The 16,368-nt window shown below is 45.1% G+C and carries 14 protein-coding genes; 4 read left to right on the plus strand and 10 right to left on the minus strand.

What is annotated here, in order from left to right; all coding sequences use genetic code 11:
• Positions 1-19: 19 nt before the first annotated feature.
• From EL144_RS09485 to EL144_RS09510, 6 genes are read right to left on the minus strand one after another with little or no spacing between them, the layout of a single operon-like run.
• A complete protein-coding gene (locus tag EL144_RS09485) occupies positions 20-1,558 on the minus strand; it encodes a hydrogenase 4 subunit F (protein WP_005703983.1) in 1,539 nt (512 codons plus the stop codon).
• A 4-nt stretch (positions 1,559-1,562) separates the two neighbouring features.
• Positions 1,563-2,201, minus strand: coding sequence for a hydrogenase 4 membrane subunit (gene hyfE / locus EL144_RS09490; RefSeq protein ID WP_005700907.1), 639 nt, complete (start codon positions 2,199-2,201; stop codon positions 1,563-1,565).
• 15 nt (positions 2,202-2,216) lie between these two features.
• Positions 2,217-3,662 carry a hydrogenase 4 subunit D gene (locus EL144_RS09495; RefSeq protein WP_005703981.1) on the minus strand — a complete coding sequence of 482 codons (1,446 nt, stop codon included), beginning with the start codon at positions 3,660-3,662 and terminating at the stop codon, positions 2,217-2,219.
• An 11-nt stretch (positions 3,663-3,673) separates the two neighbouring features.
• Complete coding sequence (locus tag EL144_RS09500; protein ID WP_005700910.1) at positions 3,674-4,636, minus strand: respiratory chain complex I subunit 1 family protein; 963 nt, start codon at positions 4,634-4,636, stop codon at positions 3,674-3,676.
• Positions 4,637-4,646: 10 nt separating this feature from the next.
• Positions 4,647-6,668, minus strand: a complete 2,022-nt coding sequence (gene hyfB, locus EL144_RS09505; protein ID WP_005703980.1) for a hydrogenase 4 subunit B — start codon at positions 6,666-6,668, stop codon at positions 4,647-4,649.
• Positions 6,669-6,705: 37 nt separating this feature from the next.
• Complete coding sequence (locus EL144_RS09510; RefSeq protein ID WP_005703979.1) at positions 6,706-7,305, minus strand: 4Fe-4S dicluster domain-containing protein; 600 nt, start codon at positions 7,303-7,305, stop codon at positions 6,706-6,708.
• A 291-nt stretch (positions 7,306-7,596) separates the two neighbouring features.
• Between EL144_RS09510 and hypF the strand changes: the two genes are divergently transcribed.
• From hypF to EL144_RS09530, 4 genes are all read left to right on the plus strand, one after another.
• A complete protein-coding gene (gene hypF / locus EL144_RS09515) occupies positions 7,597-9,885 on the plus strand; it encodes a carbamoyltransferase HypF (protein WP_050332815.1) in 2,289 nt (762 codons plus the stop codon).
• A gap of 173 nt (positions 9,886-10,058) precedes the next feature.
• Positions 10,059-10,874 (plus strand): shikimate 5-dehydrogenase, encoded by an 816-nt coding sequence (locus EL144_RS09520; RefSeq protein ID WP_005703975.1) that lies wholly within the window; start codon positions 10,059-10,061, stop codon positions 10,872-10,874.
• 113 nt (positions 10,875-10,987) lie between these two features.
• Positions 10,988-11,809: an aminoglycoside 6-adenylyltransferase gene (locus EL144_RS09525; protein ID WP_005703974.1), complete on the plus strand. Its 822-nt coding sequence runs from the start codon at positions 10,988-10,990 to the stop codon at positions 11,807-11,809.
• Between the two features lie 297 nt (positions 11,810-12,106).
• Entirely contained in the window at positions 12,107-12,592 is a 486-nt protein-coding gene (locus tag EL144_RS09530; RefSeq protein ID WP_005700919.1) for a hypothetical protein, read from the plus strand.
• Between the two features lie 135 nt (positions 12,593-12,727).
• Here EL144_RS09530 and EL144_RS09535 read toward each other — a convergent pair whose 3' ends face one another.
• From EL144_RS09535 to hypB, 4 genes are all read right to left on the minus strand, one after another.
• Complete coding sequence (locus EL144_RS09535) at positions 12,728-13,027, minus strand: helix-hairpin-helix domain-containing protein (RefSeq protein WP_005703972.1); 300 nt, start codon at positions 13,025-13,027, stop codon at positions 12,728-12,730.
• Between the two features lie 381 nt (positions 13,028-13,408).
• Entirely contained in the window at positions 13,409-14,422 is a 1,014-nt protein-coding gene (hypE, locus tag EL144_RS09540; RefSeq protein WP_005703971.1) for a hydrogenase expression/formation protein HypE, read from the minus strand.
• Positions 14,422-15,534 carry a hydrogenase formation protein HypD gene (hypD, locus tag EL144_RS09545; RefSeq protein ID WP_005700924.1) on the minus strand — a complete coding sequence of 371 codons (1,113 nt, stop codon included), beginning with the start codon at positions 15,532-15,534 and terminating at the stop codon, positions 14,422-14,424. Before hypD ends, hypE begins: the two co-directional genes overlap by 1 nt.
• Before the next feature lie 25 nt (positions 15,535-15,559).
• Positions 15,560-16,366 (minus strand): hydrogenase nickel incorporation protein HypB, encoded by an 807-nt coding sequence (hypB, locus tag EL144_RS09550; RefSeq protein ID WP_005703970.1) that lies wholly within the window; start codon positions 16,364-16,366, stop codon positions 15,560-15,562.
• Positions 16,367-16,368: the final 2 nt, after the last annotated feature.

Raw genomic sequence — 16,368 nt, forward strand, 5'->3', positions numbered from 1 at the left:
ATATTCCCCCTCTTGTCGATCATTGCGCTAAACTTTGCCAAGGTAAAACTAACATATCACCAAAAGACACATTAGGTTGTCCTAACACAATGCCCACCGCATTTGTCAAAAGCTGTAAAATCGGTTCAGAAATATAAATCCCCATGAATAAAAGAAGTAACAAATACGTTGCCAAAATGACAACCGAGGATTTATTCAACTCACCGACTTCAATGCCTTCTTTCGGTTTGCCTAGTACCGTTTTCAATAACATGGTGGTTAACCCTGCCAACGCGATAGTTAAGAAGATTAAACACAAAACGATTAACCATGTTTTACCGGCATAAATACCGGCAACCGCAATGGCAAATTCACTGGTAAACATACCAAATGGTGGCATACCGCCCAGTGCTAACGCACCACCGGCGAATAACACGGCAGTAAACGGCATGGTGCGCCATAAACCGCTCACTTCATGAATATCACGGCTACGGTATTTCAATAAAATGTTACCGGAAGCACAGAACAATAAGGCTTTTGCCAAACTGTGAGTGATGGTATGCAGTAATCCTGCAAAGGCGCCAACAGGACCACCTAAGCCAAAGGCAAAGCTAATTAAGCCCATGTTTTCAATACTGTGATACGCCAATTTACGTTTAATATCATGTTGCATGATGATAAAGAACGATGCGACACCGGTGGAAAGCAAGCCAAACACTAACATGAGGGTTTGCGGGTAATCGCTACCCACGGCTTTAGAAACCAAAATGTAATAACGCAATACCACCAACATGGCACAATTCAATAACACAGCGGAAAGTACCGCACTGACTGGGCTTGGCGCTTCACTGTGAGCGTCAGGCAACCAAGTATGCATCGGAAACAGACCGCACTTGGTGCCGAAACCAACCAAAATAAACGCAAAGGCAAGATACATCAAACCGTGGTGTAAGTCAGAAGCCTGTTGATTGACTGCTGTCCAGAAAATGGCTTGGCTAGGATCCGCCAAGAGGTTGGTACCGTTAGAGAAAGTTAAAATCGTGCCAAACAATCCAAAGGCCACCCCAACAGAACAAATAATAATGTACTTCCAAGCTGCCTCAAGCGAAGTCTTTTGCTTATAGGTTCCCACCAAGAAAGCGGAACTTAAGGTAGTCGCTTCAATACCTGCCCACATTAAAATTAAGTTATTGGTTGTTACGGATAAAATCATCGTAAAGAAGAAAAGATGTAGAAATCCGTAGTAATTACAATAGGTCTTAAGATCAATGTGGCCTTCGTTAAATTCACGATTGATATAAGCGATAGAATAAACACCGGCCAGACCGCCGACAACGCTGATTAAGGCTAAGAAGATAGCTGACAAACTGTCAACATGAATCCAGTTTCCCAAACTGCTGATTTCACCTTGTGTAAGCACACCGGTGATAACCTGCAATGAGAAAGCAAACATTAAGATGAGCCCTGTAACATGAAGTGCGGTACAAATTGTACGCGTTTTTGTCACGCTGCAGGCAAAACTGGCAAGTGATATTGCTAAAGGTGCGATTAATAACGCGATTATCCATTGTTCATACATAGCGTTACCCCTTCAAACTCATAAGTTGTTTGGCATCTAATGAATGGAATGTACGGTAAATTTTGTTCACCAACACCACCATTATGATGACGGCAAAGATAGCATCTGTGGCAATTCCGATTTCCACTAACTCAGGTGCTTTGTTTGCCAATAAGGCTAATGTGAGATGAGAACCGTTTTCCATCAGACAATAACCGAACACTTGTTTCACGATATTGCGTTGGCTGACGATGCACACCAAACCTAACAAGAAGTGACTTAATGACACGGACAGCGCCGGTTTAAGATGTGCAACCAACGGCAAATCGATTGGGATGACTACAAAATAGCACAATGTCACTATCACTGCTGTGATCGGGATCAACCAAGCGACATTAATTCCGACAGGTGTTTGATTTTCGTCAATTTTTTTCATGGCATAGACTAAAATCATCGGCACTAAAATCACTTTGGTAATAAATGCACTGATTGACCACATATAAAGTTCATGGGCTTGCATTTCATAGGCAAGATATACAAACAGCAATACCAATACCAAAGATTGCAAGCTATAAAATAACGCAGCTTTTTTGGCGGTTCGCACCATAATTACGCAAAGAGAGGTAATAATGAGTAAACACGCAAGACCATTTATCATTAACATAGATTCCTCCTTAACCTAACCGGCCAAACCCAGCCAATATGCGGCAATAAAACTAGAGCAGACGGACATCACCATGAGAACTACCAATACAACGCTCATTGAAAGTGTTATTGGTTGTGCTTTGGCTACTGCTTCTGACGGTTTACCGATGACACATTGTCCGAATTTATACAACAACCACACGAATGTCGCGGTAGATTCAATTAAAGCAAGCACCATCAACCAAGTGATCCAGCCATATTCATGGCCTAATTCAAACCCGGCAGCGAATAACGGATATTTACTGAAGAATCCGTTAAACGGTGGAACCCCAGCAATAGCCAAAGCCGCAACACCGAATCCTGCACCAACCACTGGCATAGTGCGCATAATGCCTTGCAACAACGGCATAGAACGGGTTCCGGTGGCATAACTTAACGAACCGGCTACCAAGAAGAACAAACTCTTCGCGAAAGCATGGTTGAAGATGTAGCTAATCGCTGCAACAAAGGCAAGTTTAGAACCCAGTGCAGCCAGAGAAATCCCAATGAAAATATAAGAAAGTTGGGTAATGGTTGAATACGCCAATAAACGTTTTAAATCTGTTTGTGGCAAGTACATCAAGAAACCGTAAATTAAGGTAATCATCGCCATGATGATGCCCACCTCACCCACAATATGTGGAATATCACCGGCGGACATAACAGAACGAGCGAAGATATAGACCCCAACTTTCACCATAGACGCAGCATGCAAATACGCACTCACCGGTGTCGGCGCTTCCATGGCGTTCGGCAACCAAATTTGCATTGGCAATTGCGCTGATTTACCCCATGCTGCAAACATCACACCAAATAACACGATAGTTTTCGCACTCGGATCCAAATGTTCTAACGCAGTAATGGAGAACGTACCGGATTGACTGAACAGATAGGCTGCCGCAATATATAACCCGATTGCCCCCACGTGAGTGATAATCAAGGCCTTCATTGCTGCCGCTTGAGCTTTTGGTGTTTGGTAATAACTGATTAACGCCCAAGAACATCCCCCAGTAATTTCGAAGAACAACAATTGTCCTGCCAAAGTGGAGGAATACACCAAGCCGGCCATAGCACCAATAAAGATTAATAAGAATGCGTAAAAACGTGGCAACCCGTTATGTGGATGTTCACGGTTTTTATCGGTTAAATAACCGCAAGAATATAAGCAGATTAAGAACCCTAGGGCCACGACGGCAAAGGCGATTAAGGTACTTACCGCATCAAGAGTAATGCCGAAGATGGCGGTTTTATCAAAAGCCACAATGTCATAAGTGACACTTTGATGCCCATCAGCAAACCATTGCCCAGCGACTAACATTGTTCCCAACGTAGCAAGTGCAGCAAATACAGTGGCAATTTGAGCAAAGTGTTTTTTGTTCAAACCGACAATAAACGCGCCGACGAAAGGTAAAATGATTGTAATCAGAGCTAAACGTTCCATATTTGTCCTCCTTACAACCCTGTGAAGTAAAACACAAACGCCAACACAGAAATGCCGAAGCCGACCACGGTTAAACGTCCTGTTAACATAAAGCGGGTACGGGAAAGCGTGTTTTCAAAGACACAAGCCAACACGAACACCACCAACAATTTTACGAAGAATAAAACGCCACCCAAAACAACCGCACTTAAGCTCATCTCAGTAGGGATACCGAATGGAAGCAATACGCTCACAAAAATGGAAGCAACTACCATAGATTTTAAGCTTAAGCCGACTTTTAATAAGGCGAGTCCCGGGCCAGAATATTCGGTCAACGGACCTTCTTGTAATTCTTGTTCTGCCTCTGCCAAATCAAATGGAATTTTACCCATTTCAATAAACACGGCGAAGAACGCGGCGGCGATAGCAATCACTGTAGCGACTGGGTATTGCCAGCTGTTTTCCGAAAGTGCATTACCGATAACGGCTAAATTGGTTGAACCCGCAATTAACGCAATCACAAGGAATGCCAACATTAAAATTGGTTCCACCAACACGCCCAATGTCACTTCACGGCTGGCACCTAAACTTGAAAAGCTACTGTTAGAATCTAAACCGGCAATGGAAAAGAAGAAACGGAACAAGGCGAATAAATAAATTACCGTGATTAAATCACTGCCTGCACCAAATGGCGCCACGCGGGTAAACAACGGTAAACTCATAGCCACCACCATGACAGTGCTGATTAACACGTAAGGCATGACTTTGGAGACCCAGCCCGCGTTGTCCGGCCAAATATTTTGGCGTTTCATTAATTTCGCGATGTCGCGATAATCCTGCAACACGCCCGGACCACGACGGGACTGAATACGGGCGCGGATCATGCGTGAAATGCCGGAAAATAACGGTGCAAGGGCAAGTAGAATCAAGGCTTGCACAATGGCAAATACAAACATTCCGGCAGATGTTGCAATTTCTGAAGGTAACGTAATCATTTTCAACCTCCTACATCAACGCAATGGAAAGCAGTACTGCCACCAAGGCAATCACGAAATACACGCAATACACGCGGAAATCGCCCTGTTGCAGCCATTGAAGTTTTGTCCCTAACCAAGGAATAAAATGGGCGATCGGCATGGTCACCTTTTCTTCCCAGAACGGTTCGGTTTTGGTCGCTCCTTTGATCACCGCTTGGATGCCTTTATCACCTAAAGGCGCAGGATCCAACACTTCGCGCAAGGTATAAAGCGGTTTAAAAATCGTGCGTAACGGGCGGGTGAAACTGCCCGCAGAGGCTGCCATATCTTGCTCATAAGCATAACCACAAGCCCATGGATTGCCTTTCGCACGATCGGACAAACGTTGATTTTTGGTGAAGGCATAATAGATAAACGGCAAGAAGAAGAACGCCAACAGCATAATAGTGACCATTGGTGTTGAAAGCACTGTATGCGGTTCAGCTTGCGCTACCACCACGCCGTTTTGCGCCAACGTTAACGGTTCAGTATTAGCAAGTGCGGTGGAAATTTTCGCTATAATTGGGGTCACTACAGAAGCGCCAACACCTAACAACACACAACATAATGCCAACACAGCCATGGCAATAACCATTGGTTTTGGTACTTCACGGGCATTAGCGGCTTTTTCACTACGCGGTGCACCACCGAAGCTGATACCATACACTTTCACGAAACAAAGTGCCGCCAACGCACCGGTCAACGCTAACATAATGATGGCAATCGGACCGGCAAGTTTTAATACGAAATCATCACTTTGGCTTAATGTGAATAAGGATTGATAAGTAAACCATTCACTGACGAAACCGTTAAACGGTGGCAATGCGGAAATCGCCATGGTACCGATTAAGAAACAGAACGCAGTGTAAGGCATAAGTTTGCCTAAGCCACCCATTAAGTCCATGTCTTTGGTATGCAAACGATACATCATAGAGCCCGCGCCCAAGAATAATAAGCCTTTGAACACGGCATGGTTAAGCAAATGGTATAACCCACCAAGCAAACCCACGGTAGCCAACACAGGATGGTGTGTCGCGATACCAATCATACCCACGCCAACACCCATCATAATGATGCCGATATTTTCTACAGTGTGGTAAGCCAACAATTTTTTGATGTCATGTTCTGCCAACGCATAAAGCACGCCGAGTACAGAAGACACCGCACCGAAACCAAGCACGATGACGCCATACCAAACATTGGTAGAACCGAGAAGATCAACGCCTACTTTAATGATCCCGAAGATACCAATTTTCACCATCACGCCGGACATCATGGCAGACGCATGAGAAGGCGCAGCCGGGTGAGCTTTCGGCAACCAACTGTGCAACGGAATCATCCCTGCTTTTGCGCCAAATCCCAAAAATGCCAAAATAAAGGCGGTAAAGGCAAGCGGCACCGGCAAGTTGGTTTGACGGAATGCACTAAATTCAAAGCTACCCACATAGCAGTAGAAAATGAAGAAGGCGATCATAATCAACACCGAACCGGCATGTGCAATAAAGAAATACAGCAAGCCTGCATTTACGGCGTTATCATCTTGTTCGGTAAGCACTAAGAAATAGGATGCCAATGACATCATTTCAAAGAATACAAGGAAGTAGAAGGCATTATCGTTGGTGACTAAAGCGACCATTGAAGCGATAAATAAATTCATAAAGAAGCCCATGGAACCTGCGCCTTTGCCTTTGTATTCTTTTACATAAGAGAAAGAATAAAGTGCGGTCACAATCACTAACAAAGAAATCACGCACACCATAAACGCGGCTAATCCGTCAATGCGGATTGAGAACGGGGCAAATTCAAATGGGGTTTGGAAGACATCAACGACTGTGTCGCTGCTGATCAGAACGGGGATGCAGGCAACAATACCTAACACTCCAGCAAGTACACCGGTCACGCCGGATATATTGATTGAAAGTTGTTCATTTCGTCTAACCGCAAGCGAAATAAACGCACCGACGACATAAATCAACAGGGTCGTGATGAGTAAATTAATTGGTAAACTCATAATTTCACTCCATTGATTAACGAGTTAAACAAACTAACTATCTTGGAATGGCCGGCGAAGAGACCATCGCCATTTCACGTTTTCTTTGGTTAGCCTGTTTGATACTCTCATCACTGATAATAAATAACGTTTTGGTCGGACAGGTTTGCACACAAGCCGGACCATCTTCACGGAAATAGCAAAGATCGCATTTCACTGCAATGGCTTTCACTCCGGGTTGCCATGCCAGCATATTGTGTAAATCCGTATTATCCGGTGCGGTGCGAATATCCCGTGTTACCGCATCAGTGAAGGAGAATCCCTCGTAATACGTAGGTGCGTCTATCGGTGAGGAACCATGTTGGGTAATCGCGCCGAATGGGCAAGCAATACCACAAAGTTTACAACCGATACAAAGACTTTCATTAAGTTGAATGGTGTCATTAATATGCGTGATAGCATGTACCGGACATACAGTAGCACATGGTGAATCATCACAATGACGGCAGAGAATTGGCACGGTTACATCGTCATTACGCATAACTTGTAATCGTGGAAAAGATTGTAATCCGAAGGCTTTATGCACTTCGCTACAAGCGGCCATACAGGTGTTGCATCCAATGCAATCTTTCGGATCACCGATAACAAAACGATTCATATTTTCCCCCTATAAAAAAGAGTTAGTCAAATAACCACCCTTTTCATAAGGATACTCCCGCCCCAAAATAATTTATACCTCAAAAGGATTATTGTTTGACGGAGATCATGATTTTTTCATTTTTTATAAAATACAGTAATTACAAGCAGATAAACGCAGTAAAATATCACTTGTGAAAATGAATAAGCTGTTAATAATATGACAATTTTGTAACGTTTACAGAAAATCAAAACGTACTGTTAAATTAAACTACTAAAAGATAATGACTCAGCAAAATTCTCGGAAAGCAATATGAAAGGGATTGAATTACGCATAAAAGGCAAGGTACAAGGGGTCGGTTTCCGACCTTTTGTTTGGCTGTTAGCAAAACAATATGCCCTTCGCGGCGATGTTAACAATGATGGACAAGGCGTATTAATTCGGCTATTAGAACCGACAGCACAACAGTTGCAACAATTTCTACACGATCTGCAACATAAACTACCTCCTCTTGCACTAATTACCGATATTCAACAACACGAAAAACACTGGGAAAATCCACCGCACTTTGAAGGCTTTGAAATCCGCGAAAGTGAGAATAACGCAATGGATACCCAAATTGTTCCCGATGCGGCAACCTGTCCTGCCTGCCTGGCAGATTTATTTGACCCAACTAACCGTCGCTACCACTACCCTTTTACCAACTGCACCCACTGCGGACCGCGCTTTACCATTATTAAAGCCATTCCCTACGACCGCAAAAATACATCTATGGCCGATTTTCCGTTGTGTCCTGATTGTGCAGAAGAATACAAAAATCCGGCCGACCGGCGCTTTCACGCCCAACCCAACGCCTGTGCCGTCTGCGGCCCACACATTTGGCTAATAGACAAAAAAGGCCGTCTCATTGACAAAAAAACAGCCATAAAAACAGCTGCACTTTTGCTGCACGAAGGCCATATCATCGCTATCAAAGGCATCGGCGGGTTCCATTTAGCTTGTGACGCAGCCAATCCGGTAGTCGTACAATTATTACGCGATCGAAAACGCCGTCCAAGTAAGCCTTTGGCCGTCATGGTACCGAATTTAAATGTGCTGACAGATTTAACCGAGCAGGAAATTGAGCAGCTTACAAGCACTGCCGCACCTATCGTATTATTGCCAAAACACAAAGCGCCACCATTAGCCGAGCAAATTGCACCGAAACTCAACGAAATCGGCGTTATGTTGCCGAGCAATCCGTTACAACATTTATTACTCAAAGAAGCCGATCGCACCTTGGTAATGACATCTGCTAACCCAAGCGGCCAACCGCCAGTATTGGACAATCAAAGTGCGGTCGAAAATTTAAGTGATTTGGCGGATTATTTCCTCTGCCACAACCGCGATATTTTACAACGTGCCGACGATTCCCTCGTACGACTAGCATTTGACGGAGTAGAAACACTACGCCGCGCCCGAGGCTATGTACCTGACGAAACCCTGTTGGATCACCACAGCCCGCGCAATGTACTAGTGCTAGGCTCCGACTTAAAAAACACTTTCTGTTTATTACGCCAAAATAAAGCCATCGTCAGCCAACACATCGGTGACACATCGAACGAAAAAGTGCGGTCTCAATTAGAAGCGAATATCGCGCTATTTTGTCAAATTTATCAATTCAAGCCGGAGCTTATCGCCATTGACGCGCACGCGGGTTATTTCACGCATGAAGTTGGTAAACGGTTGGCAGAACACTATCAGATTCCTTATGTGGAAGTGCTACACCACCACGCCCACATTGTCAGTGTGATGGCAGAACAGCACTGCCATGAACAGGTTATCGGGCTTGCGTTAGACGGTATCGGCATGGGCGAAAACGGGCAACTTTGGGGGGGAGAATGCCTGCTGGTAGATGAAAAACATTATCGCTATTTAGGCGGCTTGCCTGCCGTCGCTCTACCCGGTGGCGATCTTGCCGCCAAACAACCTTGGCGTAATTGGCTAGCTCATTTACATCAATTCGTACCAAACTGGCAGGAAATCGCCGCCCAAACTTGCGCTGACTACGACTGGCAACTTCTCGCCAAAGCCATTGAGCGCAACCTCAATAGCCCACGAATTTCCTCCGCCGGACGCTTATTTGACGCTGTGGCGTTCTCTTTAGGTATCACCCCACCACAACTGAGTTGGGAAGGTGAAGCTGCCTGCCAATTGGAAGTCTTGGCCACTCAATCGGATCTCAGCGAGCAACATCAACAAGATATAAAGTTGCCGACACTCATGCCGATTAACGCAGACAACAAGTTGGATCTCGCCACCTTCTGGCAAGCCTGGATCGCCCTTAATGCCTCCCCGGCCGACAAAGCATTCATCTTTCACTATGCCTTCGCTCAAGGTCTTTCCTGTCTCGCCCGCCAACAAGCCAATCAACATCATTGCAACACTATCGTGTTATCCGGCGGCGTTTGGCACAACCAATTACTACGGCGATTGGTTAAAGAAAATTTAGCAGAATTTCAGGTGTTGAGTGCGCACCAGTTCCCGATGGGAGATGGGGGACTAAGTTTAGGACAGGCAGTCATCGCAAGTTTTCAATTCAATGAGATAGAAACCGCATAGCTGACGCGTGCCGAAGTAAGCCAGTAAAGGGCACGCGTCAGGAGACGCGCGCCATCTATAGAAGCATCAATGGGATCATAATTCGTAAAAGTGCGGTCGGTTTTCCAAACGTTTTACCAGCTATCTGCTATACTCATCACATCATTTCTTTATCTATAAACGGGAGGCTTCCTATGCTTAACAAAGATACCCAACTCTGTATGTCCCTCTCCGGTCGTCCCGGCAACTTCGGCACCACATTTCACAATTATCTTTATCAAAAACTTGGCTTGAATTTCATTTACAAAGCCTTCACCACCGATGACATCGAACACGCCGTAAAAGGCATTCGTGCCTTAGGCATTCGTGGAAGTGCCGTGTCTATGCCGTTCAAAGAAAGTTGCATGCCGTTTTTAGACGAGATCTCACCCTCCGCGCAAGCCATTGAATCGGTCAATACTATCGTCAATGACAACGGTGTTTTACGCGCCTACAACACCGACTACATTGCCATTGTTAAGCTTATCGAGAAATACCAATTAAATAAGAACGACCGCGTGATCGTGCACGGCAGCGGCGGCATGGCAAAAGCGGTCGTGGCGGCGTTTAAGCATTCAGGCTTTGAAAAACTCAACGTCTTCGCCCGTAACGAAAAAACAGGCAAATATTTAGCCGCACTTTATGGCTACGATTACATATCTTCCCTCGACAACCAAACTGCAGACATTCTCATTAACGTTACACCAATCGGCATGAAAGGTAGCAAAGAGGCATTCGATCTCGCCTTCCCAGAAGCCATGATCCGTCAAGCGAAAACCGCATTTGATGTGGTCGCTCAACCTGCCGACACCCCATTAATCAAAACCGCCCAAGCCTTAGGTAAACAAACCATCTCCGGCGCCGAAGTGATTGTGTTACAAGCTGTTGAGCAATTCGAACTCTACACCGGTAAAAGACCAAGCGAAGAACTTATTGCCGAAGCGGCAGATTATGCAAGAAAAAATGCGTAAAGTGCGGTGAGGTTTAGTGATGTTTTATCATTTTGATAGTGCATACCTCCTGACGCGTACTGAAAACAAAAAATAAGGTACACGTCGGAAGGTCGCGCCATCGGAGGGGTTACATGAGAACTGAAACTGAAATACTTGATGTGATTTTACAGACCGCCAAGGTCTTGCAAGTTGACACCGTCGCCTTGTCCGGTTCGCGGGCCACTCCCAAGGCACTAAAGGATGAGTTCCAAGACTATGATGTAGTCTACCTCGTAGAAAATTTGGATGGCCTCGTAGCCGACCTCGCTTGGCTAGACCGGTTTGGTAAACGGATGATTGAGCAGCATGTTTCCCTAGAACATCGCCAGCTCTTTCTTATGCTCTTTGAAGATGGCAATCGGATTGATCTGACTCTCTGTCCCAAGGAACATATTAAAGAGTGGCTGGATAGCGAAGCGGATTTCACAGTGCTGACCGACCCACACGGGCTCTTTCAGGCCCATGCATCTGCTCCCCGACGCTATTGGACAGCACCAGCGACTGCGACTGATTTTGAAAAATCCTGCAATGAATTTTGGTGGGTATCAGCCTATGTGGTCAAAGGCATTCGCCGCCATCAATTAATCTATGCAGCGGATCATCTCTATGAGATTTGTCAGAAAGAATTGTTCAAACTTTTAGCCTGGCAGGTAGCAGCAGATAAGGGACTGGTAGATGTCGGCAAAAATTACAAATACCTCTTTCAGTATTTGCCTGCTGAAAAAGAGAAGGCTCTCGCAGCGCTGTTTGACTTCCCCAACCAAGAGAATCTCACTCAATCCCTGTTGGCTACCCAAATATTCTTCCACCAAGAAGCCCAGTCCTTCGCTCACAAAACCGGTTTCTCCTATGACAAAGAAACAGCAGAAAAAATGCTGGAATATACCAAGGAAAAGTTAGATCTGATAGATTGATTTTCAGCGCTAGAGATAACGCATATTTCCTAACGCGTTCCCTAATATCAATGTGTTACAGCACACGCTGGGAAGCGTGCGCTATCGGGGAGCGGCAGATTATGCAAGAAAAAATGCGTAAAGTGCGGTGGTTTTTTAGAGGTATTTTGATAACATTGATTATAAATAGCACTTATGGCCACATGCCGGCAGAGAGGGAAATATAAGTTTCGGCACAAAAATTTAACGCTTGAGCAAATGCAGACAATTTATCGCGATACTAGCAAACAAATGGATAACCTAATGGAGGATTACAATATGACTGATAAAGTGTATTTGGCGTTATACAAACACAAACGTTCTTTTCGAAAAGAACCTCTAAAAGCGGCGACTGACGCAATAACACGCTTTCTTACAAAGGGCAAATATTCTCATTGTGAGCTTGTTATTGAGAAAATTAAACCCACCGGTGGCGACCACCATAAACAGGAGACAATATACCAGTGCTTTTCGTCGTCTGTACAAGATGGCGGTGTGCGCTGTAAAGAAATCGACATGATGAGCGGTAAGTGGGACTTAATTGAATTACGTAACAGAGATCCAAATCAAATCCTGAATTATTTCAACCAAACAAAAGGCATGAAATACGACTGGTGGGGAGCTATCGGTGTGGTTATTGGCATCAAACAAAAACGGTCAAAATATTTTTGTTCCGAATGGTGCTATAACGCATTGGCTGATGGTGACCTAGACGGATGGCGATTTAGCCCGAATGATTTGGCCGTGATTTTTAGGCGGGGGTAAATATCCAAATCGGTGATGTAGTAAAACTACCTCATAGTCCCTAATAGCCCTCGATAGCGCGCGTCTCCCGACGCGTGCAAAACAAAAACACAGGACGCGCGTCAGTAAAAGATAATCGCATCAAAACAAATGCCGTTATTGTCTGTTTAATTGCGATAAATAAGCCTTACGCTGTGCGGTAAATACCCACCAAGGCTTTGGATCGTTTCCTTGGATAAAATCAGTTAAAGATAAAAAGACGTCTATCATACAAGGATCATGCTGCATACTGGTTAATTCACAGAGCTTGTAATACATGGCATAGGCGTCACGCCCTAACAAATCCTGCGGTGTGTTAATCCCCAGTTTCCGCAAATCCTCCGCAACGGACTTTCCTACATTCGGCAAATCCGTTAGTTGGTGCAATTTGTCTCGTTGAACTTTGGACGGATTCATGTTTTATAGCTCCTCTTTTGATCTAAGCGTGGACGCCTTGGCCATTTTTTGCCTAGGGTAACAAGTTACCCTAGGTTAAGCATAGTCATTCCCCTTTGGGGAATTTAAAGCGAAAAAGTGCGGTTGAAATCCCAAACGTTTTTCACCGCAAAAAACAATCCAAAATATCACCGCACTTTTAACTAATAACGCTCAAATAAAATGGGCCCCATCTGAACCGCCCGAGCGATTTGCAATTTTTAGGAAATTTTCGTCTGTTTGAGCGTAGCGAGTTCGAAAATTTTCGTTAAGAAAATTACAAGTGAGCGAGGAATCGCGGTAAAGCAGGGGTACACTTTTCTTTGCTTACTTTCTTTTGTGCAAGCAAAGAAAGTAAGATCCCTAACAAATCCTCGGCAACGGCTCATTCATCGGCAAATCCAACAACCTTGACTGACCGAAACTGCCTAATAATCTTACTTTTTTATCCGTCGTCACTTCGCCAATCACGGCAGCATTTTTACCTAATTTGTGGGAATGAAGTGCGGTCAGAATTTCGGGTGTTTTTTCAGGAGAGGCAATGATCACCAATTTGCCTTCGTTGGCAAAGTTTAAAGCTTCCAGCCCAAGCAATTCGCAAATTCCGCGCACCTCAGGGCGGATGGGTAAATCGTCTTCGTTGATTTGCATGCCTAATTGTTGGGCGGCGGCAAATTCGTGTAATACCGCATTTACGCCACCACGAGTGGCATCGCGTACGGCTTTTACGCCCTCAATCGTTCGCAATAAATCGATGAGTGGCGAAAGAACCGCGCAGTCGCTTTTGAGATCCGTTTGAATCCCCAGGCTTTCACGCAAGTTGAGAATGGTCGCGCCATGTTCGCCGATAGTGCCACTGACGATAATCTTGTCACCCGCTTCAATACGGTGCATACCCCAATCAATGCCTTGCGGAATAACACCAATGCCACTGGTGTTAATGAAGATTTTATCCACCGCGCCTTTTTGCACCACTTTGGTATCGCCCGTCACCACTTGCACACCGGCAGCGTGGCAGGTTTTTGCCATGGCTTGAATGATTTCTTTGAGTTCGGCTAGCGGCAAGCCTTCTTCTAAAATAAAACCGCAAGAGAGATATTTCGGCACGGCACCACACACTGCCACATCGTTTAATGTGCCACACACAGCGAGTTTGCCGATATTGCCACCGGGAAAGAAAATCGGATCGATAACGAAACTGTCGGTACTAAAAGAAAGCTGCTCCCCTTGTGCCATGAGCTCAGCTAATGGCAAGCGGGCTTGGTCTTCCCCTTGCGCAAGAATGGGATTATCAAAGGCTTCAACGAAATAATCCTGAATGAGCTTTTGCATGGCACCGCCACCGTTGCCGTGTGCCATGGTGATGAAATCTGTCATTATTCTCTCCGATATTGATAATAGGCGGCACACGCCCCTTCCGAGGACACCATCAAAGCGCCATAGGCATTGTCCGGGTTACATTGCGTGCCAAATAACGGGCAATCTGAAGGCTTGCATTTGCCGGTGAGCACGTCGCCACAACGAGAATTCGGGTCATCCGCCACTTGTTGCGGTTGGCTGTGGAAATACACTTCCGCATCAAAGCGTTTATAAGCATCGGTCAGTTCTACACCCGACTCTTCAATTTCACCTAAGCCACGCCATTCGCTGGATTTTTTCAGTTGGAACACTTCGCGCATGGCTTGTTGCGCCAGCAAGTTACCTTCGGAATGCACGATACGTTTATATTGATTTTCAATTTCGCAACGTCCGTCCACAAATTGCTGCACCAACATCACGATGGCTTGCAAAATGTCTAACGGCTCAAAGCCCGTGATGACGAAAGGTTTGTGGTATTTATCCACAATGGATTGATAAGGCGAAGTACCGATCACCATGCTCACATGCCCCGGGGCAAGGAAGCCGTCAATTTTTACATAATCTTGTGAAAGCAAACTATGTAGCGTTGGAATGATGGTAATGTTTTGGCAGACCACCCAGAAATTTTGAATATTTAATTTATTCGCCTGCTGCAAAGTCACCGCGGCACTCGGCATGGTGGTTTCAAAACCAAGAGAAAAGAACACCACTTTTTTGTCAGGATTGTTCACTGTGATATTCATCGCATCCAACGGTGAATACACGATGCGTACATCGGCGCCTTTCGCTTTGGCTTCCAACAAGGAACCACGGCGCCCTTTCACGCGCATGGCATCACCAAAGGTGCAGAAAATCACGCCAGGCTTTTGCGCAATTTCAATGCACACATCAATGCGTCCCATCGGCAACACACACACGGGGCAACCGGGACCATGGATAAATTCAATGCTTTTCGGCAACAAACGATCTAAGCCAAATTTAAAAATGGTATGGGTGTGTCCACCACAGACTTCCATGAGATATAACGGATTTTCCGGGGTATATTGTGGAAGTTGCGCCATCAGATGTTCGAGGTGTTCCACCAAACTTTTGGCTAATTTCGGATCGCGAAATTCATCAATGAACTGCATAACAGTCTCCTTACTGTTTCATTGTTTATTGCGCCTGTAACCACGCCAACCACTCTTCTAAGCCCTCGCCTGTGGTGGCAGAAAGTTGAATCACTTCAATTTGCGGACTCACCTGTTTGGCATAAGCGATACATTTTTCCACGTCAAAATTAAGGTATGGCAATAGATCGACTTTATTTAAAATCATTAACTTAGAAGCGGCAAACATGTGTGGGTACTTCAGCGGTTTATCCTCGCCTTCGGTGACAGACAAAATCACTACTTTGGCTTTTTCACCTAAATCAAATTCTGACGGGCAAACCAGATTGCCTACGTTTTCAATAAACAGCAGACTGTTTTGTTTCGGTTCAAGTTTGAACAGGGCATCATTGATCATTTGCGCATCTAAATGGCACCCTTTGCCGGTATTTACTTGAATCGCCGCCACACCGGTGGCGCGAATACGATCTGCATCATTTTCCGTTTGTTGATCGCCTTCAATGACATAACAAGTGCGGTCATTTTTCAGCGCGTTTAACGTGGTGGTGAGTAAAGTAGTTTTGCCGGAACCCGGGCTAGACACCAAATTCAATGCAAGAATATGTTGTTGCTGGAAAAGAAAGCGGTTGTGCGCCGCGATTTGATTGTTCTTACCTAAGACATCCTGCTCTACTTTTAACAGGCGTTTTTGCGTTTCAGTTGCGTCGGAAGCAGATTCCGCCGCATGAAATTTGAAATGAGAAAAGTTTGGATTTTTGACCGCACTTTTTGTGCCGTCATGATCATGATGAGAATGTCCTACTTCACCAATTCTGACCTGTTCCGGATGACCACAACCACAAGTCGTACACATAA

Origin of the sequence: Aggregatibacter aphrophilus ATCC 33389 (assembly GCF_900636915.1) — a bacterium.
GTDB classification, from domain to species: domain Bacteria; phylum Pseudomonadota; class Gammaproteobacteria; order Enterobacterales; family Pasteurellaceae; genus Aggregatibacter; species Aggregatibacter aphrophilus.

Excerpts from the sequence above, each read along its gene's own strand:
- hypE (WP_005703971.1), bottom strand. The coding sequence starts at position 14,422 with ATGACAGATTTCATCACCATGGCACACGGCAACGGTGGCGGTGCCATG.
- hypD (WP_005700924.1), bottom strand. The coding sequence starts at position 15,534 with ATGCAGTTCATTGATGAATTTCGCGATCCGAAATTAGCCAAAAGTTTG.
- EL144_RS09510 (WP_005703979.1), bottom strand. The coding sequence starts at position 7,305 with ATGAATCGTTTTGTTATCGGTGATCCGAAAGATTGCATTGGATGCAAC.
- hyfB (WP_005703980.1), bottom strand. The coding sequence starts at position 6,668 with ATGAGTTTACCAATTAATTTACTCATCACGACCCTGTTGATTTATGTC.
- EL144_RS09525 (WP_005703974.1), top strand. The coding sequence starts at position 10,988 with ATGAGAACTGAAACTGAAATACTTGATGTGATTTTACAGACCGCCAAG.
- hyfE (WP_005700907.1), bottom strand. The coding sequence starts at position 2,201 with ATGTTAATGATAAATGGTCTTGCGTGTTTACTCATTATTACCTCTCTT.
- hypB (WP_005703970.1), bottom strand. The coding sequence starts at position 16,366 with ATGTGTACGACTTGTGGTTGTGGTCATCCGGAACAGGTCAGAATTGGT.
- EL144_RS09520 (WP_005703975.1), top strand. The coding sequence starts at position 10,059 with ATGCTTAACAAAGATACCCAACTCTGTATGTCCCTCTCCGGTCGTCCC.
- EL144_RS09530 (WP_005700919.1), top strand. The coding sequence starts at position 12,107 with ATGACTGATAAAGTGTATTTGGCGTTATACAAACACAAACGTTCTTTT.
- EL144_RS09535 (WP_005703972.1), bottom strand. The coding sequence starts at position 13,027 with ATGAATCCGTCCAAAGTTCAACGAGACAAATTGCACCAACTAACGGAT.
- EL144_RS09495 (WP_005703981.1), bottom strand. The coding sequence starts at position 3,662 with ATGGAACGTTTAGCTCTGATTACAATCATTTTACCTTTCGTCGGCGCG.
- EL144_RS09485 (WP_005703983.1), bottom strand. The coding sequence starts at position 1,558 with ATGTATGAACAATGGATAATCGCGTTATTAATCGCACCTTTAGCAATA.
- hypF (WP_050332815.1), top strand. The coding sequence starts at position 7,597 with ATGAAAGGGATTGAATTACGCATAAAAGGCAAGGTACAAGGGGTCGGT.
- EL144_RS09500 (WP_005700910.1), bottom strand. The coding sequence starts at position 4,636 with ATGATTACGTTACCTTCAGAAATTGCAACATCTGCCGGAATGTTTGTA.